Annotated in this window: 24 protein-coding genes; 4 read left to right on the top strand and 20 right to left on the bottom strand. The window is 37.3% G+C overall.

Going from position 1 to position 24,973, the window contains the following annotated elements; genetic code table 11:
• Window positions 1-246: 246 nt before the first annotated feature.
• From KJ678_03885 to KJ678_03875, 3 genes are read right to left on the bottom strand one after another with little or no spacing between them, the layout of a single operon-like run.
• A complete protein-coding gene (locus KJ678_03885) occupies window positions 247-1,281 on the bottom strand; it encodes an FAD-binding protein (GenBank protein ID MBU1017272.1) in 1,035 nt (344 codons plus the stop codon).
• Between the two features lie 8 nt (window positions 1,282-1,289).
• Window positions 1,290-2,627 (bottom strand): UDP-N-acetylglucosamine 1-carboxyvinyltransferase, encoded by a 1,338-nt coding sequence (locus tag KJ678_03880; GenBank protein MBU1017271.1) that lies wholly within the window; start codon window positions 2,625-2,627, stop codon window positions 1,290-1,292.
• A 60-nt stretch (window positions 2,628-2,687) separates the two neighbouring features.
• Complete coding sequence (locus tag KJ678_03875; protein MBU1017270.1) at window positions 2,688-3,932, bottom strand: UDP-N-acetylmuramoyl-tripeptide--D-alanyl-D-alanine ligase; 1,245 nt, start codon at window positions 3,930-3,932, stop codon at window positions 2,688-2,690.
• A gap of 118 nt (window positions 3,933-4,050) precedes the next feature.
• Here KJ678_03875 and KJ678_03870 point away from each other — a divergent pair, with 118 nt between their 5' ends.
• Both KJ678_03870 and KJ678_03865 read left to right on the top strand, forming a co-directional pair.
• A complete protein-coding gene (locus KJ678_03870; GenBank protein ID MBU1017269.1) occupies window positions 4,051-4,809 on the top strand; it encodes a hypothetical protein in 759 nt (252 codons plus the stop codon).
• 1 nt (window position 4,810) lies between these two features.
• Window positions 4,811-5,293, top strand: coding sequence for a sigma-70 family RNA polymerase sigma factor (locus KJ678_03865; protein MBU1017268.1), 483 nt, complete (start codon window positions 4,811-4,813; stop codon window positions 5,291-5,293).
• Here the strand turns inward: KJ678_03865 and KJ678_03860 are convergent.
• The 6 genes from KJ678_03860 to KJ678_03835 are packed head-to-tail and all read right to left on the bottom strand — an operon-like array spanning window position 5,285 to window position 11,265.
• Window positions 5,285-6,526 carry a UDP-N-acetylglucosamine 1-carboxyvinyltransferase gene (locus tag KJ678_03860; protein ID MBU1017267.1) on the bottom strand — a complete coding sequence of 414 codons (1,242 nt, stop codon included), beginning with the start codon at window positions 6,524-6,526 and terminating at the stop codon, window positions 5,285-5,287. The genes KJ678_03865 and KJ678_03860 overlap by 9 nt on opposite strands.
• 2 nt (window positions 6,527-6,528) lie before the next feature.
• On the bottom strand, window positions 6,529-8,220 hold the full coding sequence (locus KJ678_03855; protein ID MBU1017266.1) for a penicillin-binding protein 2: 1,692 nt from the start codon (window positions 8,218-8,220) through the stop codon (window positions 6,529-6,531).
• Window positions 8,220-8,492: a hypothetical protein gene (locus KJ678_03850; GenBank protein ID MBU1017265.1), complete on the bottom strand. Its 273-nt coding sequence runs from the start codon at window positions 8,490-8,492 to the stop codon at window positions 8,220-8,222. The genes KJ678_03855 and KJ678_03850 overlap by 1 nt, the downstream gene beginning before the upstream one ends.
• Window position 8,493: 1 nt before the next feature.
• Entirely contained in the window at window positions 8,494-9,369 is an 876-nt protein-coding gene (gene rsmH, locus KJ678_03845; GenBank protein ID MBU1017264.1) for a 16S rRNA (cytosine(1402)-N(4))-methyltransferase RsmH, read from the bottom strand.
• Window positions 9,370-9,801, bottom strand: a complete 432-nt coding sequence (gene mraZ, locus KJ678_03840) for a division/cell wall cluster transcriptional repressor MraZ (GenBank protein MBU1017263.1) — start codon at window positions 9,799-9,801, stop codon at window positions 9,370-9,372.
• Between the two features lie 60 nt (window positions 9,802-9,861).
• Window positions 9,862-11,265: a glycine--tRNA ligase gene (locus KJ678_03835; protein ID MBU1017262.1), complete on the bottom strand. Its 1,404-nt coding sequence runs from the start codon at window positions 11,263-11,265 to the stop codon at window positions 9,862-9,864.
• Between the two features lie 184 nt (window positions 11,266-11,449).
• On the opposite strand from KJ678_03835, the gene KJ678_03830 reads away from it, so the two are divergent.
• Both KJ678_03830 and KJ678_03825 read left to right on the top strand, forming a co-directional pair.
• A complete protein-coding gene (locus KJ678_03830) occupies window positions 11,450-11,758 on the top strand; it encodes a type II toxin-antitoxin system HicB family antitoxin (GenBank protein MBU1017261.1) in 309 nt (102 codons plus the stop codon).
• The gene (locus KJ678_03825; GenBank protein ID MBU1017260.1) at window positions 11,712-11,975 is read left to right on the top strand and encodes a type II toxin-antitoxin system HicA family toxin; all 264 of its coding nucleotides are present in this window, start codon (window positions 11,712-11,714) and stop codon (window positions 11,973-11,975) included. Before KJ678_03830 ends, KJ678_03825 begins: the two co-directional genes overlap by 47 nt.
• A gap of 158 nt (window positions 11,976-12,133) precedes the next feature.
• Here KJ678_03825 and recO read toward each other — a convergent pair whose 3' ends face one another.
• The 11 genes from recO to KJ678_03770 form a co-directional block, all read right to left on the bottom strand.
• Window positions 12,134-12,691, bottom strand: coding sequence for a DNA repair protein RecO (recO, locus tag KJ678_03820; GenBank protein MBU1017259.1), 558 nt, complete (start codon window positions 12,689-12,691; stop codon window positions 12,134-12,136).
• An 11-nt stretch (window positions 12,692-12,702) separates the two neighbouring features.
• A complete protein-coding gene (locus tag KJ678_03815; GenBank protein MBU1017258.1) occupies window positions 12,703-14,703 on the bottom strand; it encodes a DUF4012 domain-containing protein in 2,001 nt (666 codons plus the stop codon).
• A gap of 6 nt (window positions 14,704-14,709) precedes the next feature.
• Window positions 14,710-15,357, bottom strand: a complete 648-nt coding sequence (locus KJ678_03810; GenBank protein MBU1017257.1) for a sugar transferase — start codon at window positions 15,355-15,357, stop codon at window positions 14,710-14,712.
• A gap of 14 nt (window positions 15,358-15,371) precedes the next feature.
• Complete coding sequence (locus tag KJ678_03805) at window positions 15,372-16,478, bottom strand: glycosyltransferase family 4 protein (protein ID MBU1017256.1); 1,107 nt, start codon at window positions 16,476-16,478, stop codon at window positions 15,372-15,374.
• 115 nt (window positions 16,479-16,593) lie between these two features.
• Complete coding sequence (gene erm, locus KJ678_03800; protein MBU1017255.1) at window positions 16,594-17,487, bottom strand: 23S ribosomal RNA methyltransferase Erm; 894 nt, start codon at window positions 17,485-17,487, stop codon at window positions 16,594-16,596.
• A gap of 107 nt (window positions 17,488-17,594) precedes the next feature.
• Window positions 17,595-18,227, bottom strand: a complete 633-nt coding sequence (locus tag KJ678_03795) for an NYN domain-containing protein (GenBank protein MBU1017254.1) — start codon at window positions 18,225-18,227, stop codon at window positions 17,595-17,597.
• A gap of 74 nt (window positions 18,228-18,301) precedes the next feature.
• Window positions 18,302-21,265: a glycosyltransferase family 39 protein gene (locus tag KJ678_03790; GenBank protein ID MBU1017253.1), complete on the bottom strand. Its 2,964-nt coding sequence runs from the start codon at window positions 21,263-21,265 to the stop codon at window positions 18,302-18,304.
• A 63-nt stretch (window positions 21,266-21,328) separates the two neighbouring features.
• Window positions 21,329-22,456: a glycosyltransferase gene (locus tag KJ678_03785; GenBank protein MBU1017252.1), complete on the bottom strand. Its 1,128-nt coding sequence runs from the start codon at window positions 22,454-22,456 to the stop codon at window positions 21,329-21,331.
• Window positions 22,428-23,573: a glycosyltransferase family 4 protein gene (locus tag KJ678_03780; GenBank protein MBU1017251.1), complete on the bottom strand. Its 1,146-nt coding sequence runs from the start codon at window positions 23,571-23,573 to the stop codon at window positions 22,428-22,430. Before KJ678_03780 ends, KJ678_03785 begins: the two co-directional genes overlap by 29 nt.
• 37 nt (window positions 23,574-23,610) lie before the next feature.
• Window positions 23,611-24,102 (bottom strand): hypothetical protein, encoded by a 492-nt coding sequence (locus tag KJ678_03775; protein ID MBU1017250.1) that lies wholly within the window; start codon window positions 24,100-24,102, stop codon window positions 23,611-23,613.
• 47 nt (window positions 24,103-24,149) lie between these two features.
• On the bottom strand, window positions 24,150-24,782 hold the full coding sequence (locus KJ678_03770) for a transposase (GenBank protein MBU1017249.1): 633 nt from the start codon (window positions 24,780-24,782) through the stop codon (window positions 24,150-24,152).
• Window positions 24,783-24,973 lie beyond the last annotated feature (191 nt).

Genomic DNA, 24,973 nt, shown 5'->3' with positions numbered 1-24,973 from the left:
TTCGGGCTGGAAAAACCAGCTTCAAAAACAAAAAAGCTCAAGCAAAATATTTATGAGCTAACCGACCTCGTTATAGCCAAAAGCTCCGTCTTTCATTATACGACACAATAAAATTCCAAAGTTTTATTAACAAAGCCAATCAAAAAGGGCGCCGGAGCGCCCAATCTTTTTGTTGGAGAACATTTAAATCTCCCCCTTTCTAATTTAATATTAACATAGCTATAAAAAAATGCAGCCTCAAATTCCCTAAAATTCGCCGACGCGGACAATTTCTTCCTTTAATTTTATGCCTAGTTTCTCCATACATCTCGCCTGGACTGTTTCTATAATCTTTACCACATCACTTGCGTTAGCCGTGCCATCTGTAACTATAAAATTGGCGTGCCTATCCGAAATTTGCGCTCCCCCTACCTTTAAACTTCTTAAATTCAAAATCTTATCTATTATAAAACCCGCCCCGCAGTTCTCTAAATTAAGTCTTTTCGCCTCACTATCCGATAAATTATTAAAAGTGCAACCGGCAGAATTTTGGGGTTGCGCGCTTTTTCGTTTTATCCATTCTTCCGAAACCTCCCTAGCCTTTCTTTTATCCCCCAAAGGAAGAACAAGTTTTGCCGAAAGAATAATTTTGGAACTATTTTTAAAATAGGAAGAATTATATTTAAGATTAAGCTCCTCGCTTGATAATTCTTGAGGGACGATACCTTTATCAACAAATGAAACTGTTTTAAGAAAATCGCCAAAAAATAAGTCCCCCCCGTGAATATTATTCCAAACCGCCCCGCCAACCGTTCCCGGAATACCAGAAAACCAAGAAAGACCTGTTATCCCTTTTTTTAATGTTTGGTTAATTAAAAAAGCCAACGGCGTTCCCGAAAATACTTCAACCAAAACACCCTCCTTAACATCCTCTTCATAACGCAAATCCGCCGAAGACAAAAACCCTTTTCTCCAATGAGTTTCTTGCCTGCGAGAAACCGCCGCTTTCTTAAAACTAAAGGGGACTTTGCCTAAAATTTCTATCTTGAACACATTGTTTTTTATAACAAGCCCGCAAATACCTCTATCTCCCACCAAAATGTTTGTGCCAGAACCTAAAATAAAAATGGGGCTGTTTTCCTCTCTCGCGTATTTGTACAAAAGAACCAAATCTTCAAAAGTATTAGCCTCCGCAAAATACTCGGCGGGACCCCCTACTCTTAAACTCGTGTGTTTAGACATAGGTTCGTTAGTTTTAATAAAAATGTTATCTTGCTCCAATTTTGATTTTAAGGATTTCATTAATTTTACTAATTTAAAACTGTTATATTCGCGCCGAGGTTTTTATAAATATCAAAAAGGTTTGGATACCTTCTCTTTAAAATGTCCACGCCATGGATAGTGGTGGTTACAGAATCCGCCAAACTTGCCAAAAATATAGCCATACAAGCTTGAATTACCCCCGGAGACGCAATCTCCCCACCCTTAAATTTAACGGGACCCGACACAATTACCCTTTGCGGGTCGCATATAAAAATATTCGCCCCCATTTCGTTTAAGTTTTTTACAAACGCAAGCCCGCTTTCATACATCCAATTTTGCAATAAAATTCTACCCTTAGCCTTACAGGCAAGCACAGCCACTACAGGCAAAACATCCACAGGAAATCCGGGCCAAGGGCGGGGAACAAATTTGGGCAGGTCGTCCCCCGCCAAAGGAAAATCTCCTTTAATACCATCCATAGACAATTTGGAAATTCCTCTAACTAACAAATCTTTTTTATCTTTTAAAATTACCACTCCAAACTTCTCAAACCACGATATTATTCCGTCCATAACATCTGGGATATTGCCCTCTTTAATAATAATCTCTCCCCCCGTTACAGCCGCCGCCACAATGTAACCGGCTATATCTACAAAATCCGGTCTGGGGGTAAAAGTAGCGGACCCCAGTTTTAACTTTCCCGCAATTTTTAAACGATTGGAACCCAGCCCCGTTATTTCCGCCCCCATATTTTGCAAAAGGGTTATCAAATCGCACACATGGGGTTCGGAAGCGGCGTCAATTATGGTAATTTCGGAATTAATCCCCGTGGCATACATAGCAATATTTTCCGTAGCCGTAACGCTTGCCTCGCATTGCCAAATGCGATATTCCCTTTTTAATTCTTTAGGGGCTACAAATTCCACAAAACTTTTGTGGACTTTAACAGTTACTCCCGCTTTTTGAAACGCGTCTATGTGAGCGGAAATAGACCTTTTGCCAAGAACGCAACCTCCGGGCAAAGGGATTTTTGCCTTGCCAAATTTAGCAAGCAAGGGTCCCGCAAACAAAATGGACGCCCTTATTTGATTGCCTAATATAGGGTCAATTTTGTAGGAATGGATATTTTTGCAATTAATTTTTAAATTATTGTAATCGCTGTCATCAATTTTTGCGCCCAAAAGTTTTAGCATTTGTAATATCTTTTCCACATCGGTAGATTTGGGCACATTTTTATAGGTAATAGTTTCGTTACTTAATATACAAGCAGGAAGCGCCGCCACGATTGAATTTTTGTTGGGGATAGGAGTTACTTTTCCTTTCAGTTTATTTCCCCCTATAACCTTAATAGTCCCGTTCATAAAAACATAAACGGATAAAAACAACAATATATTACAAAAATTACAAAAAAATTCTGCGAGGAAAAAAGGGGTTAGAAGCAAAAACTAACCGGTTAAGGCAGATACCACTTTATCCATACACATACCACGGGAACCCTTTACAAGAACAATCCCCTTTCCTATCCCATGTATCCTCTCCACCGCTTCCTTATGGGATTTTACCGCAAAAGAATTTTCGCCTTCGCCATAACCCCCTAATACATCCTTTGCAAATTCCCCATAAGCAATAAGGAATTTAACACCTTTACTTTTTGCATATTCGCCAACCTTGCGATGAGATTCCCTTGCGTATTTGCCAAGCTCCAGCATATCCCCCAAAACCAAAATGCCGTAATTAGGGTCCAGCTCAACCAACACATCTATCGCCGCTTCAACCGCGGCGGGACTGGCGTTGTAAGAATCATCTATAACCAACCCCCACTTGCCCGCTTTAGGTTCCAGCCTTCCGGAAACAGGATGGACGGACAACAGCCCTTTTTGAATATCCTCAAAACTCATCCCCATTAGTATCCCCGCGCAGATTCCAGCGCAAGCGGACAACACATTCTGTTTTCCCAAAAAGTTTGTTTTGAATCTTTTTGCCAAACCAGTATCAAGCCTAATATCAAAAACAGAAGTCGCCTTTGAATTAATCCCTCTCTGCTCAAAAGAGGTTACCCTTAAGTTATTGCTCTCCCCAAACCCATAAAATATCTTGTGAGCCTTTGTTATATCGGCAACCTCTCTTATCTTATCGTCATCCCCGTTTAATATTGCCCAGCCATAAGAAGGTAAAGCTTTTAGCATTTTGGCTTCTTCCGCAATCGCCTTTTCAAGCGAGCCGAAATGTTCTTCATCCGTATGCTCCAAAGTCAACCTTGTAAGAATGCCTACTCTTGGTTGAACCAGCGTTAAGTACTCATCCATCTGCCCAAAACCGTCAATTCCCAACTCCGCCACAAACTTGCAGGAACCAAACGCGCGAAGCGCTGTTATGGGAAGATTAAAGATAGGGTCCAAATTCGCTTTTGTTCTTACCGTTCTAAATCTCTGCGCCAAGACCGTAGCCGTTATCTCTTTAACCGTTGTCTTCCCAACGCTTCCGGCAACCCCTACAACATCCACATTAGGCCAAAGTTTAAGCCAAGCCTGCGCGGTTTTCCACCTTAAAAACCTAAATGCTTTTTTTGCCAAAATTACCATACCGCTAACCCCTTTCCTAAAAACTTTTTCTTGAAGGATGCTAATAACTCCGAACCGTTCCGGATTAAGACCAGCAAGTTGGTCTATGAAAACAACAGGTTTTTTCATAAGTTTCCCCCTTCATAGAAATTTGGCAAATTATCAACTACATCCATTATAACAAAGGGGTCTCTCAGCCAATAGCGGGGAAACTCCTTAATAGAATCCCTTGTGATAAAATAAGGGTGTGGAGATTAACATTAGAACAATCGCTCGGCATATTTTGGGGTTTTTGACCCTCCTAACCATAAAAAAACACCACCCTACCGTTATCTGCATTATGGGCGACGGCGAAACCTCTGTCACCAGAGAAATTCTTTACGAAAATATTCACCAAAAATACCCCGCGCGAAGAAATTTAGAAATTTTGGAAGCGGAATTTGGCATACCCCTAACCACACTCGGCATTTTAACCTATCCCTCAAATACTATTAAATGGATAAAATTAATAATATCCTCACTATTTAGAATAATTTACCTAAAACCCCATAAACACTTTTTAATTATAGAAATTCCGGAAATAAATAAAAAAATAACTGAATTTTGGCTAAATAAACTAAATCCAAAATTTATCCTAATTACGGGAAAAAGCGAGTATGAACCAAAACTTCCAAAAGAAAATACTTACAATAATGTAAAAGAGGTACTAAAAAAAGTTGGGGTAAAAGAAACCATAAAAGAATTGCCCCAACCAAGAATAAGAATATATCGCGAGAATAACGCCACCGTTATAGACGCCACCTCCTATTACATCCCCCCGCCTATAAAATCCGTATTGGAACTTATAAACCTCCCAAAGTTTGGAAAAATAATTCTTTTTTCAAATTCAAAAAAGGACCAAAAAGATACCCTGACTATTTTTCCTAATGCTTTAATAAACCCCCAAACTGCCCAGATTGAACCGGAGGATGTGGTGATAAAAAGAGGAAACAAAAAATATCCCTAAAATGCAGAAAAATATCGTTTTTGAAAAAATTTATAAAGAAAACTATCCCAAAATACTAAACTTTATAAAATCAAAAACTTCAACCGTTGAAGATGCCGAAGATATAACAAGCGGGGTATTTGAAAAAGCCTTTAAAGGTTTGGATAATTTTAAATGGCAAGGAATACCCGTTTCCAGCTGGCTTTATAAAATTGCCAAAAATTCGCTTATTGATTTTTATCGCAAAAAAAAGGACTCTTTAACCACAGAGAAAATGCTTGAAATAAAAGGCCCCAGAATAAACTCCGAGCAGGATATTATGTCCAACTTATGTTTTGAACAAATTGTTAATAGCTTAAAACCCCGCGAACGAAAAATTATATATATGAAATTTTTTGAGGGGCACACCAACAAAAATATCGCCAAAAAATTAAAATTAACCGAAAACAATGTGGCAATAATAATACATAGAACTATTAAAGACTTGAGAAAGGCGCTAATTTGATTTAGCTATGTTCGCCCCCAGATTTTTAAACTTTTCTTCCACATTCTCAAAACCGCTGTCCACCACTTCGGCATTGCGCACTTCGGTTTTTCCTTTAGCTCCCAACCCCGCAACTATTAACGCTAAACCGGAGATTGCGTCGGTAGCTTCTACCGTTGTCCCTTTAAGTTTAGCGGGACCTTCAATATTAATACCTTCCTTAGTTATCTCTATTTTTGCTCCCATTCTATTTAATTCTTTAGCGAACTCAAACCTATTTAACACTTTGTCAAAAACCATACTCTCGCCCAGAGCCTTAGTTAACAAAACCGAAAAGAGTGGTTGCCAATCCGTCATAAAACCAGGATACGGTTTGGTCTCAATGTTTGTTGGTTTAAGATTTTCTTCGTTTGCCCAAACCCGCATTTCATTTTGAGAGATAACTTCAAAACTTACCCCCATAGAAGAGATTTTGCTTAAAAACGAAGTTAGATGAGTAGAATTAATGTCCTTAATAACAATATCGCCACCCGTAAAAATTGTAGCCACAGCATAAAAAACCGGTTCGTTTCTATCCGGCATTACAGTATACTGCGTTTTTGCCAAACTCCTAACCCCTTCAATTACGACCGTTCGCGAGTCCTGCTCGGAACGAGTGATTTTAGCGCCCATTTTATTAAGAGCAGTTATAAGATCCCCCACCTCCGGCTCCTCCGCGGCATTGGTAATTACACTAACTCCTTCGGCAAGCACTGCAGATAGTATGGCATTGTCCGTTCCCGTGTGAGTGTTTACCGGAAAATTAATATCAAACGCGCGCAAAGAAGCGCATTCAAATTCAAAAGTGTTTTTGCTTTCCTTTATTGTAGCGCCTAGATTTTTAAGTACTTCAAAGTGATAATCCAACTCATATTTTGGGTTTTTGGGTAAAGACGCTTTGCCAAATTTGGCAAGCAAGGGTCCCACAAAAAGAATAGAAGATTTTATATCTTTTGCCGTTTCGGGAAGTTTGTAAGAGTTTAAACCGCTGGCATTTAGTTCTAAACAGCCATCGTTTCTAAACTCTGCGGACACACCTAAACTTTTTAATATCTCAATAAATACCAAAACATCCCCCACCCTCGGCGCGTTAAAAATTTCCAAAACCCCATCGCAAAGAATGGAAGATATTAATATCTTTAGAGCTGAATTTTTTGCCCCAGAGACACGAACAAACCCGTTTAAAGGCAAATCCCCTACAATTTTGTACTTCATAATTACTTGTCGGGCGGTATTTTATAATAAATAGCGATTGTTTCAGCAATATCCATCCAAACAGGAACCGCCGTTTCAGAAGCGTATACACTAGCTTTCGGTTCCTCCAACTTAATCAGCATAACAAATTTTTTGCTGATTGGCAAAAACCCAACAAAAGTGGCATTTGTTTTATTGGGGTCATACGAACCGCTAACTGGTATTTGAGCTGTTCCCGTTTTCCCCGCCACTATATATTTCTTTGAAACAAAAAACTTTGCCTCGCCCCCGGAAACGGCGGCTGTTAGCATTTCAACCATTGTGTCGGCAGATTTTTTGGATATAACTTTTCTTAACGAAGTTGGCGCGAATTTTGCAATTTCTTCGCCAGAATCGTCCATTATTCTCTCAACCACAAAGGGTTTCATTAAAACCCCATCGTTGGCTATAGCAGAAAACGCCATTACCACCTGAAGAGGAGTAACCGAAATACCTTGTCCAAAAGACGCCACAGCTAAATCAATATCCCGCCACTCGGATAATTCCCTTATGATACCAGTGTCTTCCCCCTCAAGGTCTATACCAAGCTTGTTTCCAAATCCAAATTTAATAAAATAATCTCGCAAATTTTTTGCCCCCACCACACCACCCACCCAAGCCGCGCCTAGATTATTGGAATGCTGAAGCACACTTGTCATTGTTTCCACGCCATAATGTTTTCCATCCCAAGTGTCCACGATATGCCCCGAAAAACTTTTAGGCCCATCGTCCACATAAGTTGTTTCCGGCGTTACTTTTCCCATATCAATAGCAGAGGACATAGTTAACGCTTTTACCACAGAACCTGGTTCGTAAGTATCGGCAATTGCCTTGTTTCTTGTACTTTCATCCGTTATGTCTTTCCCTTCGTTTGGGAAATTAGCCATAGCTCTAATTTTTCCAGTTTGGGGTTCTACAACTATCGCTGTTGCAGATTTAGCGCCGTACTTCTCAACTGAATCTTTTAATCTACCCTCTATCACAAATTGCAAAGCCCTGTCCACAGTTAAAACCAAACTCCTGCCATTTTGGGGGGGGATTTTTTTATAATCTCCCACTGCTATCGGGTACCCAAAAGCGTCTTTCTCCTGAAAAATTATCCCCGCAACTCCTTTAAGCTCTCCTTCATAATAACCTTCCACACCAAAATACCCCGCTGGAGCGCCTTCTTTATCACTGCCAACAAAACCTAATATATGGGATGCTAGGGTATTTTCTGGATAAAACCGAACAAATTCCTCCTCAAACCCCAATCCCTCCAAATTTAAACTTTCCACTTTTTGTTTTTGTTTGGCGGTTAAATTCTTTTTTAACGGTACCCAAAAAAGGTCGGCTAACAAATTTTCTTTTATGCTAAGTTCCAATTCCACCCTTTTATCAGAATCCTCTTCTAAAATATCCGCTATGCTTTTTGCGTATTTTGTGGGATTTTCAATTTTTTTAGGTTCCGCATACAGCAAATATCTAGTTTCAGTTAATGCCAAAGGATAATTATCCGAAGTATATATATTTCCTCTTTTCGCGTTTAAGACTAGACTTGATTGGTGCTGACTTTTGGCCAAAGCTTTATATTTTCCATGATCTTTTATTTGCAAAATATAAAGTTTGGCAATGAAAAAAAAGGTTAAAAGGGCAAAAAAAGAAAAAATTAGGTTTGCGCGAAGAGAGGAAAACATTATCTAACAGCAAGAGATGGGGCCTCCAAAAATTCCATAGACAAAACCACGAGACCATCTCTTTGGGCTTCGTTTTTAACATAATTTAACGAGGAATAATAAGAACTTTGTTGTTTCAGCTCCGCATTCTCCTTTACCAACATATTTTTTTTATATTCTAAATCCGAGATATCTTTTCCGGAAAGGCAAAAACCATTCACTAACAATGCCTGCGCGAGAATCGCTATTAAGACGGGCATTATTAAGGGCAATAAAATAGTTATTTTTTTCATATTACACTTTCTCAAAAACTCGCAACTTTGCGCCCCGCGCTTTGATGTTTTGGGACACTTCTAAAGCGCTTGGCGTAATCGGCTTTTTTGTTATTACCCGCAAGTCGCCTGCATTTTTGCCAAATTCTTTGACAATTCTGTCCTCTAAAGAATGAAAACTAATCACTAACATCCGTCCTTTAGGGGCTAGCACCCTAAAGGCGCGGGGCAGTGTTTCTCTTAATATTTCAAGTTCGTCGTTAACCGCAATTCTTAAAGCTTGAAAAACCTTTGTGGCGGGATGTGTTTCCCCCACTCTTTTCCTGCCTTTTATACTCGCCACGACCTCTGCCAAATCCTCGCCAGTTCGTATTTCCTTAAATTTTCTTGCTGTGACTATAACTTGCGCAATTTTATTAGCGTAAGTCTCTTCGCCATACTTTGCAAAAAGCAGAGCAAGTTCTCGTTTTGGCAGACCGTTAATAAGGTCTTTTGCCGTAACCGCAAGATTTTTGTCCATTCGCATATCCAAGTTTTCTTTAGAATTAAACGAAAACCCGCGCGAGTCGTCTTTAAGCTGATAAGAAGAGGTTCCAAGATCAAACAGTATTCCCAAAGGCTTCTTTGGACAAATTTCCCTTGCTATGCTCTCTATTTTGGAAAAGTTGCGGTTAACCAAATGTAACCTTCCTTCTCCCACATATTTTTTAAGGTGCTCACAAACAAAGTTTATGGCTTCAATATCGGCATCCACCCCAACAACCTTCCCCCCTCTAAGCAATATCTCTTTTGTATGTCCCCCGCCACCTAATGTTGCGTCTATATACCAACAACCCTTTTTAATATTCAAAAATTCTATACATTCTTTTAAAAGTGCGGGCGTGTGATAATTACTCATTTATATTTCTACTTTGGACAGTTTATCCGCTATTTCCGACCCGTGATTATATAAAAACTTCAGTCTTTCTTCCCATTTAGCGCTATCCCAAATCTCCACCCATTTTCCAAGACCCACAAAACAAGCTTCATTTTGCAAAGACGCATAACTTAACAAATTTTTCGGCAAAACAAACCTTCCCTGCCCGTCCATTTCAACTTCGTAAGCCCCCCCTAATAAAAACCGAGAAGTGTCCCGCAAAGCTCCCGATGTAAAAGGACCCTTAACCGTATCCTCAATTAAACCCTGCCAGCTTTTCTTTGAAACTACCAACAAACAACCCTCGTAACCTCTTGTAACTATAACTTTATCGCCCAAAATTGCCCTAAACTTTTTGGGCAAAGCCACCCTGTTTTTTTCGTCTAGTTTGTTTTTATATTCTCCAATTAACATAACCACATTTCCCCACTTTTCACCACTATGATATTAATATAGAGAATGTAGGATAGGCTGTCAATACAAAGATAACCCGAAGGAGGAGGTGACAAACGGGGCTATATCGGAGATTTTTATTCTCTCTTGTTTTGCGGTATCGCGGTCGCGGATTGTAACAGTTTCGTCTTCTAAAGTTTGGTAATCTACCGTTACGCAATAAGGGGTGCCTATTTCGTCTTGGGAATAATATCTTTTTCCAATATTTCCCCTATCGTCCCACGCAGTGTTAAATTTTAATTTGAGGTTATCAAATACTTCTCTTGCTTTTTTAACTATATCTTCTTTATTTCTAACCAACGGGAAGACAGCAACCTTATAAGGAGCTATATTCTTATTCAATCGCAAGAAGACTCGACCACCCGCATCTTCTGTATACGCTTCAGACAAAAGACATAAAAACACTCTGTTAATACCAAAAGTGGGTTCCACCACATGAGGCATATATTTTTCTCCAGTTTGGGGATCTGTATACCTTAAATCCACACCAGACTTCTCCGTATGATTACGCAAATCATAATCTGTACGATAAGCAAGCCCAAATATTTCTTTAAATCCAAAAGAAAATTTGTAATCTAAATCCTCCGTATGCGTTGAATAGTGCGCGCGTTCTGCGTCAGTGTGAGTTCTCCATTTGAGGTGTGACTTTGCTATTCCAAGTGAAATTATCCATTTTTCCATCTCCTGCTTCCAAAAGCTAAAATGTTCCTTCCAAGAATTTTTGGGGTCAAAAAAGTATTCAAACTCCGCTAAATTAAATTCTAATGTTCTGAAAATAAAATTACCTAAAGTAATCTCGTTTCTAAAAGCTTTCCCTGCTTGAGCAATACCAAAGGGTATTTTTGGCCACATTGTGTCCAATACATTTTTAAAATTAACAAACATACCCTGAGCAATTTCTCCTCTTAAATATGCAAGGGATTTTTCTCCTTCTAATATACCTATATGAGTTTGAAATAGGAGATTAAAATTACGAGGTTCTGTGAATTGATGGGCACTGCATACCTCACAAGGTATAGATTCTTCCTGTATTACTTCTTTAAGTCTATCCGGAGACCACCCATCAAAATTCCCTTTGAAACTGCCCTTATTTTTTATATAATAATTTTCAACCAAATGGTCCGCCCTTGTTCTAAAATGACACTTTTTACACTCAATCAACACATCACTAAAGCTTTTAGTGTGTCCAGAAGCTTCCCAAACTTTGGACGACATTAAGATACTAGTGTCAAGTCCGAAAATGTTTTCTCTGCTAGTAACGAAAAAGCCCCACCATGAATTTGTTATATTTCTTAGCATTTCCACACCTAAAGACCCAAAGTCATAGGTGTTGGCGAGACCGCCGTATATTTCGGAACCCTGAAAAACAAAGCCTCTTCTTTTGCAAAGAGACACAACTTTTTCAAATTTTTCTTGGCTAGTCATAAAAGTATTTTAACAAAGGATTCACCTTTTTCAAAGGGTTGTATTTAAGGGTCGGTACCCTAATGACTTGATTTCCCTTCTCTAAATTCTCTAATTGTTAAAGGATTTAGTGAAGGAGGCGGGAAATTGGCTCGCTCACAAAATGAAATCTTGCCAAAATTTTTTTAAATGATAGCATATAAGTATGGTAAAAAATAAATTTATTAAACAAAACATTCTTAAATATACTGCTCTTTTTGAACCTCAAATTGAGGGTGGTTATACTGTAACTATTCCATCTCTTCCGGGTTGCATCTCTCAAGGCAACACCTTTGAAGAAGCCGTAAAGAACATTAAGGAAGCCATAACCCTATTCCTAGAGGATGTTAAGGAAAACGATCTCAAGGACATATATTATCCTTCCGAAATATTCACCGCCCCTATTAATATATTTTTAAGAGACAAAGATGAAACTTCCCACTATATCCGGTCAAGAAATACTAAAAATCCTTAAGAAAGAAGGGTTTGTGATTATAAGCCAAAAGGGTAGCCATATAAAAGTTAGAAAAGAAAGTCCTTCTGACGGAAAAATTACAGTTATAGTCCCAAACCACAAAACTCTAAAGCGCGGAACATTAAAAGCTATACTTAAACAAGCTAATATAACATTAGATCAACCTCTTAAAAATCTTAAAAAACCTCTTAATTCCGCAGATCTACCTATAGATTAGCATTTGATGGTTAGTAAGTTCGCAAAGCTCACAAACTAACCAATCAACTTTCAATAAATCCATTATATCACACTACAGGGTATGTGTCAAGGGGGGAGGTTATTTGGGGTACCGCTCACAAAATAAACAAAGGATTCACCTTTTTCAAAGGAGAATCCTTAAATACAGATACAATCTATCCTATCCATTAAATCCGCGGAGGCGAGTTTGTTGTCGGCTAAAGATTCTATGTATCTTTTTATATACTCCAAGTCTTGAGGGAATTTTGCCGACCAATACCCCATATCCAAAAGAATCATAACCAAAGTATCAACTAAAACCTCTTGCCTTTTCTCGGATTTGGATAATTCCTCCAAGTAACTAACCGTTTTTTTAAAAAGTTCCACATATTCCTCGCGGTAAGGCAAAAGTTTGTCCAGAGTCTCCCCTATTAAATAAAGAAACCCTTGACCGTTTAAATCCTTTTTCAGCTCATTAAAAGATTTTATTATCTCCGCTTGCGATATTATGTAAAAATCATGCCATTCAACAAGCGAGATTTTAGAATAATCAAAAATATCCAAACTGCCCGCTTTTCTTGAAGTAACTTTTCTAACTCCTTTGGCTATAGCGTTAACTTTTCCGCAGTTTTTAGTAAACAAAGTGAGTATTTTATCCGCCTCTTTGTAGTTTGTGGATTTTAAAACCAAACATTCCGTAATAAACGATCTGTTCATGCTATTCTGTTTTAATTAATGGTAATATTTTTATCAGAGGAGAGCTCAAATCTATCGGAAAAAGAACCTTTTTTAACCTCGTAAACATCTCCCCTCGTTCCGGATTGTTTTTGAATCAAAAGGTTATAGTTGCTAAAATCAACATCGCTTGGAAGAGAATACTTATAAGTAATTGTTAAATCGGAATCTTCTTTCATCTTGAAAAAACCCTCAAGCACGGTTTTGCCTAAATGATCATACTCCTTAGCATTAAGCTCTTGCCCGTCCGAAGCCGTGGCGGATATAAGTTTGGAACCTTTTGGAACATAAAATCTGAAATAATCGTTATAAAAAGGCACCCACTGCCACCATTCGGGAGATTTGGGATTAATAGTTATAAGAGAAACCACCCCTATCTTCTGCCCATTCTCTTCATATACCTCTTTGACAACTTTTCGTTTTATAATCCAATCTCTCTTCCCCGCCCCAAAATTGCTGTTATTTACATGCAAATAATCCCAAGTTTCCGGAACACCCGCAATTCTTCCAGAATAACCCAAATCTTCCATAGCTTTTTGCAAATCGGTATCAAAAGAACGAATTATTATATCTTTGCTACCCAAAAGCCCCAACATAGTTTGAGCCATAGGAAGCAAATTTTCGGTTGACGCGTTTAACGCTTTTTGCATTATAGAGTTCATTAAATACTTAATAATATCTTTTCTCCCTATAATTTCGCTAAGGTCGCCACCGGCAATTTTTTCAAGTTCAAGAACCACATTTTCGCTGTTGAATTCTTTAATGGGTATGCCAATATAATTGCCTTCGTCCGTTCTAACCGAATAACCTCCCGAATCTACTGGACCTAAAACCCGCAAAAGGTCTTCTACCACAAAATTATTAACCTGCATTACCCCATCTACTTTTTGATAAAGCATTCCATTTTTTCTCCAAAACTCGTTTATAAACTTATCAGAGGCTTCTACAAAATCCGGAGAGGTGCTAGTTGCGTCTCTTGCGTAAAGCCGATTTACCTTTAGATAATCCCTTATATAATAAGGCACATTAAAATTAACCATATAAAAAAGGTCTTTATCAATATCGTAAGTATCCATAGAACCCAATATCTCGGGCACACCCTTGTCTATTTTAAAAAGAACTAGAAAAGTGTTAAATCCCCCGGACATTCTCAATTCATAGTTGTTCGCCATTAAAACCATATAAACTTTGGGGGTGTCAAAACCCATTAGCAGAGGCAAAGAAGCAAAAAGTTCCTTAAACTGTGGAGATTTTTGGGCAAGCTCGTGAGACACCATTTTTATGGAAGATATTTGAGACCTAACCTTAACACCCCGCAAAGATTCCGGGTACTTGGTTTCGTTAATTTGCGAAAGCTCGGAATCTATTTTACGCGTGGCTTCAGCTATTTTATCAATTTCAGGCGTAAATTCCGGTAGGAGATTTAGAATTTTTATAAGTCTTTCTTGATTTGTTAAAACATTTTCCTCAAATTCTTTACCTTCCACCTTAAAACCCAAATCGCTTGCAAAAGGCTCTAAAACCGCTACCGCCACACCCCCCAATTCCAGTCCATAGTCCGCGGCTTTCAGAAAGTGTTTGCCATCCTCATAATAATTTTTAACCACAGGAAAACCTTTAATAATAGACAATCGTTTCTCGTATTTCAACTCAAACTCCGAGACATTAGCCTTTAAATCGGTTAGACTTTTTTGCATTTTTGTTAAATCTTGTTCTTTTGCGGCTTGTTTTAGAGAGGAAGCTTGCGCTTTAAGAGTTAAACCGTCTTTGTATAAACCAAGAAGAGGAATTCCAACTACAATAAACATTACAAGCAAAAGCCCCGCTAAACCCAACATCGCAAACAATACTGCCCTACCCGCTTTCTTGGGCATACGAATTTTGGATACAAAACCAAAACTAACTTTTTTGATGGGCTGTATTTTACTTAGGCAGGCTCTTATCTTTCTTACACCCGCGTTTTCCTTTGGATTATAAAAACTTTCAAACTTCATAAATTTTTATTGTACACCCTCTCCTTTTAAAACAGCAATGGGTGTTTTTAGTATAATACTAAAATCCCTCAAAATGGAAGGATTATTTGCGTAAAAAGCATCCATTTTCATCCTATCCACAAAATTTATACTAGAACGACCGCTCACCTGCCAAAGACCCGTTATCCCCGGTTTAACTTTAAAAACATCTTTTAGAAAACCCTTCATTTCGGGATGTTCTTTTTCAAATTTGGCAAGCTCATCTGGTCTTAACGCGCGAGGTCCCACAAAACTCATTTCCCCTCTTAATACATTAACAAATTGAGGAAGTTCGTCAACACTATACTTTCTTATAAACTTTCCCACTTTTGTTATTCTTGGGTCGTCTTTAACTTTATGGGTACCCGAACGCATTTTTTTATACAGCTCCTCGTTTGAAAAAAGCACATCATCGGCATTTTTTACCATAGACCTAAACTTTATAAAATCAAAATTTTTTCTCCTTTTGCCAACCCGCCTCTGAATATATACGGGACAACCCCCATCCTGGATAAAAATCGCCAAAATAACCGCAATATAGATAGGGGAAAGAACCGTTAAAAAAAACACTGAAACGATAATATCCATTAACCTTTTTGTTGCAGAATATAAATACGGTGACTCTTGTAAAACCATATAGATGAGAAAAATTATATACTACTGTTTTCGTATATCTCAAGAACTTTTTTTACTTCATCTTTAGCGTTAAGACCGGAAAATCTCTCTTGGCTTTTTTCTATATATTTACCCTTATCTTCATCAAACATAGTTACGGCTAAAAATAGCTTCTCCGCCAAATCGACTATATCTCTGGGATTAAAATAAACTACCGAATCTTTTGCCAGCTCTCTAAATATCGGTATATCGGAACACAAAACCAAAGTCCCCGCAAAGGATGCCTCCACCAATTGAAATCCAAACCCCTCATATAAAGAAGGCTGAACCACAAAAACTGCTTTGCGATATAACTTTTCAAGCTCGTAACCTTTAGAAAACCCCGCAAAAATTATCTTTTGTTTAAGTTTTTCCGAGACCGAATCTTTTAACCTCTTATAAAAAAAGTCTTCCTTGCCCACCAAAATTAAATCTGGAGCAAGAATTCCTCTTTGCGAACAGTTAGAGACAAAAGTTTCATAAGCTTTTATTAAAAAGGGGAGATTTTTATGCGGAAAGGCGTTTCCAACATACAAAATATAATTTTCCCGATGTTTTGCGGGAGGAAGGAACTTAAAATCCAAATTGAAATTGTAGGAGACAACAACCTTTTGAGATTTGATTTTAAAAGTTTTAATTATGTCCTTTTTAGTTGTTTCGGAAACGGCAACAACTTTAACCGCTTTGCGAACGCCAAAAAAAAGGATTAAATAATAAAACAACAGTTTAAGCCCATATATCAAAAAAGGCAACTTGGAAGCTTTGGGCGTAGGGTATTTTATAGGCGTTAGGTCGTGAATGGTAACAACAAGTTTTTTAGGATAAAAAAGCGGAATGTTTATGTAAGGGATATGCAAAATATCCAAATTTTCTTTTAGAAAAACCTTTGGCATAACAAATTGCTCTTTTAAGGTATGCCAATGGATATCCGCGGGGACCTTTTTAAATCTTGCGGGAATTCTTTTATCGTTTATATCTTTGGACAAAAGAAACAGCGCGTACTCGTTTTTAGTATCCAAAGCGCCTAAAGTTATAACTAGATTTCGTATGTATCGTCCAACGCCAGACTCATTCCAAAGCCGGCAATCTATACCTATTTTCATAATCAACAAGAAAAACTACATCCGTTTTTCAAAAATCTTGACAAATCTGCTCGTTTCCTTTATTATTATAAAGTGGATTGAGAGAGTTTTCACTCTCCATGACGCTAAAGTCTAATCAACCTAAGCGTGAGGCAATCCACTTTTTATCTGTCCTTGTCCTATGTATTTTTCTTAATCTACCTTGTTGATCAATTAATCTTGCATAAGAACCCCTAACCAACTTTTGTTTACTCTTAACATTCCCTGAAAAATAATTGAATAGACCTAACCATTGTTTGAAATCTAATTCGCTTGGCTTTGACTTATGGGAGAACCCTAATTGCTCGCTCATTTTAAGCAAGGTAGCTTCTCCAAAAACATTTATCAACCCTTCAACTATATTAGAACAGAACTGATTGAAAGCATAAACAACAAAGTCTTGATAAATATCTCTCTTTCCTTCTTCAATTAAGGGTTTATCTATCTTTTTGACCCTTAGTAAAACAGCATCTACATTTGGCTTGGGGAAAAAATCGCCTCGCTTAAACTCATAACGGACACTCAATTCAAACCATGGTTTTAGTAAAATAGCTATTTGACTGTTTCTGTTAGCATATGGTTTGCCAATAAATTTTTTAGCAACTTCTTTTTGGACAACGATATACGCATCATCAGGCGGGTTTTTTGCGTGTGTTATCTTTTTAATGACCGCGGATGAGATACTAAAAGGTATATTTGAAAAAACCTTATAGGAATAGACAGGTAACGAACAACTCAAAAAATCCCCCGATATTATCTCCACTAATTTATTACTTTTATATCTCTGCTCTAGCTTATTAGACAAGTTTTTGTCTATTTCAAAAGCGACCACCTTTCTACTTTTCTTTAGCAATTCCTCCGTAATAATTCCCTGTCCAGCGCCGATATCATAAACAACATCCCCACTTGAGATAGAGGACATCTGTATCAAACTTGCTATTAAACCCTTATTTTTCAAAAAATTTTGTGCATAAGCAACTCTTTTTCTCATCTTTTTGTTTTTCCCTTATTACCTTAACAAAAATAGCCCTTGCTTTCCTTGAAAACATTTGTTAGAGTAAATTCACTAAACTTAGAGTGGATATCTCGCATGTCCACTCATTTTTTGTCTCCAAACTTTATATACTTCTCCAGTCTAACAAAGTCCTTAAAATTGCTTCCCGCAAATTGCTTTATTTCTTTTGCAGTTCTAGAACCCCTAGCTAAAATAATAACACCCTTCCCCTGTTCCCGTAAATATTTCAACATAGGCAAAAAGTCCCCATCTCCGGAAAGAATTAACACTTTGTTAAAATTTTTAAATTCTCTCATTAGGTGATAAGCCATATCCACATCACAATTAGCTTTTCTTTTTGTAGTTCCATCAGTTTGTTCATAAAGTTTAACGGGCTTTAAATGAAGCTCATACCCAAATTCTTGCAATTTCAGGTAGAAACGCACCCTTTGTAAATGTCTTCCAAGTAAAGATATTTCCGCCTCGTTTAGTTTATTTTTCCTTTCTTTGATAAATTTCATTAAATGCTTTTCCAATTTTTCTATTGGCACGGTTTCATTTTTTAAATAGTCGTATGGGAAATTGTGCGTTTCTACGCCACCAAAATAGAGGGCACTACTAACTTTATACTTACTTTTAAGATACTTTAATAACTTTTTGTAATCAATTTTCCAACCCAAATCTTTTTCCCCACCATAAAACAAGTTTGAGGCATCGATAAAAGCAAGTGTTTTCATAAATTAATCTTAACAAAGGAGTCACCTTTTTCAAAGGAGAATCCTTTAATTCTGGATTCAAATAGGGTTGAACCCTAAAAACAGAGGGTGTTTCCGCCAAAAACCTCCCATTCACAAAAGTAATAAGGGTCGTAAATCTCCGAAGGCGTGCCGTAATCCTGCTGATTAAACTGTTCCCTTAAATCTTTCCAGTCTTTGCCAAACAAAACAAAACCTTTAGACTCTGCGTATATTATTACTCTTGGATTATCAAACTCTTTTTTTAAAGATTCAAAACTGCCCTTAGTAGTTATTGCCATAAACGCTTTGCCGTCAGGGCTTTTCATCATCTCTGAAATGTTGGACTTTCCTACAACTTTGGCATACCGCAAAGTATAAAACAAAGCGGGACCCGGAGAAGTATTATAAATATAAACCGGCACATTTCTCGGCAAAAACTCATACCTGTCCCTATTCTCGGCTATCATCTGCCCAATATTTTTTAATCCTCTATTATAATCATCCAACATCCACATATCCCGCCAATAATAAACTAGAAAAGATGACCCTAAAAACACCATAAGAATACCCACATATAAAATACTCTTGGAAAATATTTTAACCGAAAGGACTTGAGACAAAAACCACCCCACAAGCAAAGCCAGCGGAGGATAAATAGGCACAATATACCATTGAATTTTTGAAACCGACGCGCTTAATATGAAAAATGTAAAAAGTATCCAAATTAATAAAAACATCAAAGGCGCCGTATCCTCCCCCAAATATTTTTTAAATTTCTTCGCCTTTCCAAAAACCACCACAAATACGGCATATAAAATCGCCGGAATTGCAACCACAAACCAATGTCTAAACCACACTTTTATAACAATTAAGTACCACCAAAAATCGTTGGTATGCCCTTCAATTCCTTTGCTCCTTTCTAAAATATGATAAAAAAAGTAGCTGTCCATAAACCCTTTGCCAAACCTAACATATTCTACAATATGCCAAGGCAAAGCCACCGCCAACAACCATAAAAACATTGTTAGCAGGCCCTTAAAAGAGTACCTTTTTGATTTAACAATAAACACATCCCAAAAAATAAACAGCGCCAAAGACACCAAAGGGATAACCACAATAACACTTTTCGCCATTACCGTTAACCCTAAAAAAACCCCAACTACCCACCAACCCTTTTTCTGTTCGCGAGCGCGCCAAAAGAAAAACATTGAACATAAGATCAGAAAAGATGCTAAAACATCCATTGTGCCATTTCGCGACTGAAAAATATAATGGACAGAAGTTGCAAGAACTACGCAGGAAAAAAACGCGGGCAGAATACTTTTTTTGAAAAGATTTTTACCAAAAAAATAAAGCGCTACCACACTTCCTATGCCCGAAAGGGCGGAAAAAATTCTAGCCGAAAATTCGTTAACTCCAAAAAGCTGGAAAGCAAGCGAAGTAAACCATATAAACAAAGGAGGCTTTTCAAACCATGAACCTTTGGATATCTGCCACACAAAATTAAAAGGGTCGCCAATACCGTTTAAAATATTCTTGGCAACTTTGGCGTAAATGGATTCGTCCCAATCAATTAAAGTTATAGCGTCCAACTTATAAAATATAAAAGCGCCCGCCAAAGTAATAACAAAAGTTAAAATTAGAACATCTTTCAAACCAACTGGATATTTTTTTACCTTGCTTGCGCCATACAAAAGCGCCAAAAACACAAATATGTAAAAAAACTCCAAATTATACGAATAAAAAAATCCGGATAATGAAACGGCAAAGAGCCCTGAAATAAAACCAAGAACAAGTAATATGTCTCCCAATTCTTTAGATTTTTGGTACCTTGTAAGAAGCGCGTAGCAAATAAGAATAAAAAACAGATAAAAAGGCACCGCTCCCAAAAGACCGGTGGCGGACAGTGGCTCAAACCATACGCTATGAGGAGGAATTACCGCATCTTTCACCGGGTCAAGGTCAAAATATGTTTTGGCAATTTCTGTGGTTCTAAACTGCTCGTTAAAACTCCCGTAACCTCCACCAATTATCGGATTTTCTTCCATTACCTGCCACGAACCGTAAGCCAACGCAGAATGCGCGTTTATTGAATCGTCCCACACACGGTAAGAAAAATTGATGGACAAAAACCTCTTTTGCAACTGATAAGACAAGTCCAAACCCATTCTATCCGCTATGTATATAAAACCAAAGGACAACGCCGCAACTGATACTAAAATAAACAAACTTTGTTTAAAATATCCTTTTAAACTAAATAAAATAAGGTAAAGTAAACCCCCTGCCGATAATCCAATAATGGCGCTTCGCGATAAGGTCATTCCAAAAGAAATTAAACAAATTAAAAACGCAAAGGAGTAAAAAACTTTAAGTTTTATGGATTTTGCCTTGATTAAAAAGAAAGGAATAAATGGGATTACTGTTGCAAGATACGCCCCATAATGATTGATATCCCAAAATAATGACCCTATCCTAACTGGCCTGTTTTCCAATGGCCATACCCCCGGCAGTATTTTGTCTTTAAACTTATACATATAATACTGATATGGGGAATACAAACTCATCAAAAACCCCGCCAACACATAATTTCTTAAAAATTTTAAGATGAACATTTCCCCTTCATTTCCGACACATTTTTTGACAAGGATGTAAATTAGGATAATTTCCGAAAAAAACAGCTGGTAAGACAAACTTGAAATTAAGTTTAGGGACATTGAAAAAGAAATGAGCCGAATCAGCCATACTAATAAAAGCAAAAATAAAAAAATGTCCTTTTTAATATAAGATATAAAAGCAAACAAAGCTTTTTTAATGTTTAAGGACATCCCGTTTCGAACATAACTAAAAAACAAATATGTGAAAATTCCTAAAAGAGCAAAGCGAACGGGAGAACCCTCATTAAACCCCCACGAAAAATAGATGCGGTTGTCTAAAGGAAGAAGAAACGCCAAATACAAAACCGAAAGAGAGACCTTTTTTCTGGCAAGTATGAAAAATATTATGGATGTTAAAAGACCTAAAAGTATTGTTATTGACATAAACCTAAATTCTCAAAATTTAACGAAGGAGTCTCCTTTGAAAAAGGAGACTCCTTTTTTAATTTAATTTAGTATTTTTTCATAAACTTTAATGGTTTCCCTCGCGCAGGTATCCCAAGTATAAGTTTTTTTTACGAAATCGGCAAAACCTTTTTTAACTGTATCTTCTCTTAAAGCCCGGGACAAGGCACTGCTTATGGAACCCACACTTCCCGGGTCGCAATATAAGGCATTATCCTCCAAATACTCGCGAGAGCGTTCGCCCGAGGCTAAAATGGACGAGACCCCACATACCGCCGCTTCTAAATAAACCAGTCCCGTAGTTTCAAACCAAGAAGGGCAAGCAAAAACTTTGGCTTTGGAATATAATCCACATAATTTATCTTGCGTTACAAACCCGTTATATTCTATACTCCCCTTGGATGCCCTCACCCTATCCAAAAAAGCTTTAATGTATATGGGGTGGTGTTTGTTCAACGCCCCCACAAACACAAGTTTAGTCCTCTCGCTTTTTATATTCTCGTAAGCTTTAATTAAATTAAGCTGGTTTTTTCTTGGTTCCACCCTCCCCACGCAAAGGATTACAATGTCCTCTCCGCTTTTGGAATGGGTAATATGAGATTTAAATTTTTTTTCATCAATACCATTAATTATTTTTTGCCACTCAAAATTTTTTACCTTGAAATCCTTTATTAAGTCCCTTGCCTCCAACTTGGTCTGGACAAGGATAATATCGGACAATTCCAAACTCAACCTTTGCTGTTTGCGAATGCCCATAAAAAGCTGGGTTAGCGCTGGTTTTAGCTTTTTTCTGTAAATTACACCCTTTACTAGGTTGCGCGCTGTATCCCGCAAAGGCTGGCTTGGAATAAAAAAATTTCCAATTTTCATTAACCCAAACCGACTTTCGTTCTCATACCTCTCAAATTCTTTTTGCGAATGGTGAATTGGCGAAAGGACAACCTTTTTGCCTTGCTTTTTAGCGTTCAAAATCTGCGGGTAAGTTTCGCAAACCCAATCCAAATTAAATATGTGGACAATATCGTATTTTGAAACATCCAAATTAAGCGAACAGTCAACAGCAACAGTCACACCGAGCTTTTCTAAAGAAGCTTTGGTTTCCAACATTTGGAAGGTATCCCCACCTTTTCTATCAAAAATGTCAAAACGAGACTGGAAGAGTATTTTCATATAAACCATTATAACTTTCCCAAAACTTTTTTATATCGTATTTTTTAACTTGAGCTAAAGATTTTGAGGCAAACTCTTCCCGCATTTTTTTACTGGAAATCATTTTGGCTAAATTTTCTTTTAAACTATCTTCCTTTCCATTCTCAAAATATAATACTGCCAAACCCGCCACATCTTGTAATACCGGCAAGTTTGACACAATACAGGGAAGACCGGAAGCCATAGCTTCAATTAAAACAATGCCAAATCCTTCCGCCAGCGTGGGGAAAACAAAAACATCCAAACTTGATAAAACTTTAATCTTGTCCTCCTCACTTATAAAACCCGTAAAAATTGTTTTTTCCGGTAAGCCGTAAGATTTTACCATTCTAATAAGCTCCTCTCTTAACTCCCCTTCCCCAGCAAACAAAAACTTTACATTGGATATTTTTTTCTCGTTTTCCAGCTCTCGCAAAACTTTTATAAAAATACTATGCCCTTTCTCTATAGTTAAACGGGAAATATTCCCCACTATTAAATTTTGAGGACTTATACCATATTTCTCGCATATTTCTATTCTATGCTTTATTTTAAGTTTGCTTGGCAAATTAAATGCTTTAAGAGAAATACCGTTTGGGATAATAATAATTTTTTCTTTTCTTATTCCTTCTCCTATCTTTTGTTTTTTTATTTCGGGCGTTAGCGCCACTTCAAATGAGGATAAGTTGTTTACAAATATCTTATAGACAAACCTATTAATTTTTTTCTTGGTTGGACTTATTTGCCAATTGGATACAGGAGTGTGCTGATGAGATATTTTTAAAGGAATTCTTGCAAAACTTCCCGCTATTAACCCATTAACTCCCGCTTTAAGCTCGTGCGTATGAACTACAGATATATTAAGTATCTTAAACAATCTTATAAGTTTTAGGATGTAAACAGGGTCTATATCAAATTTGGGGCGTAATATTATTACTTTTGCATACTTTTCGTATTCCGAAACTATGTTGCCTTTGGGACAAACCACAAAAAAATTGAATTTCTCATAAAGTCCTTCAATAATGTTAAGGACATGGACTTCCATTCCCCCGCGATTTCCGGAATTTGTAACAATCAAAATATTCTTTTTAGTATCCATTAAATGAATTATAACAAAATGAGAGTGTAAATTTAAGCTACTGAGATATCGCGCATATTGCGGGATTTTCCACCTTAATAAAATCACAAGATTTTAAGGACAAACTAACGCTTCTATCCCCCGCATTGAAAATAATACTCTCGTTCTCCAAAACTCCTTCATCTAAATATGTTTTGAGACCAAAAATGCTCCCAAAAGGAGGCACGCCTCCCACCAATACACCTTTTGTAATTTTTTCCACTTCTTCCGCAGTCGCAAATCTTAATTCTTTAGTTTTCAAAAACTTTTTCACTTTGTTTCCAGAAAATTTTTTATCTCCCGGAATAACCAACATTACATAATCAAAGTTATTTTTGGACACATACGCTTTTACTATTATCGCTTTTGCCCCTTGCTTTAGAGAAAAATCCGGTCGGACTTTCGCCGCTTCCTCGCTTGTTCTCACCGGCGTATGCTCGTATATTTCATAAGAAATACTTTTCTCTTTAAGCAAATCAATGATTTTTAATGTCGTAGAATTGTAATTCATATTAATTCCAAAAAGGGACTACCCCGAATCGGGGTAGTCCCTTTTTGCTAATTAAACATAATACCAACTTTAGGATCCTCTTCTATATCTGCAAAATAAGATTCTATGTTTTCATGGTCGGTAGCATCTAAAAGACAAGGCTCCAGCTTCAACCACAGGTATTCCTCCTTATTCAAATAATTCTTATGAGAAGAATATTCATAATCGCGCGCTCTCTTGGAAAGCCCTGAAAGTACTGGATTCAAATGTATATAACGAAAAACATGTACAAATTGTTCTCTGGAACTAACTAACACCGCTCGGTATGTCCCTTGTATCAGAGGACCCTGCCTTCCATATTTTTGATTGAAATAACGGGAATAACCACTCAAGACTCTAGTCATAAGTTTACTCATACCTTCTTTTTCTATATTCTTAATAAGCAAATGAAAATGATTTGGCATAAAGCAAAAAGCGTATAGTTCAACTTTTCCCGAAACACTGTTTGCCAAAACTTCTACTCTCTGTCCCTTAAAAATCTTTACCTCTTTAAAATCTGGGGATAAATATTTCTTTAATAAATAACAAAAGAGACGATAATCTTCCTTTTCTAGAAACATGTCCATCCTATTTACACCCCGACCGTACAAGTGATAGTAACAATCAGGAACAAATGTTTTGCATTTATTTCTATACGGCATTTATCTAAATTATAGCGCAAATACAGAAAAGGGACTACCCCGAATCGGGGTAGTCCCTTTTTTTCTCCTGCAATAACAAACGCAAAATCTCTTTTCGTAACCAAAGCTTGTCCGTCTGTCCAAAATATCCATTAAACCTAGCGCCTATAACTTTTTCCAATAATTCTTTCACTTTACTACTCTCCGAATAG

The organism is Patescibacteria group bacterium (assembly GCA_018817085.1).
Lineage (GTDB): Bacteria > Patescibacteriota > WWE3 > CG2-30-40-12 > CG2-30-40-12 > CG2-30-40-12.
The sequence above is the reverse complement of the archived record's forward strand: the minus strand, read 5'-3'. Positions and strand labels throughout refer to the sequence as shown.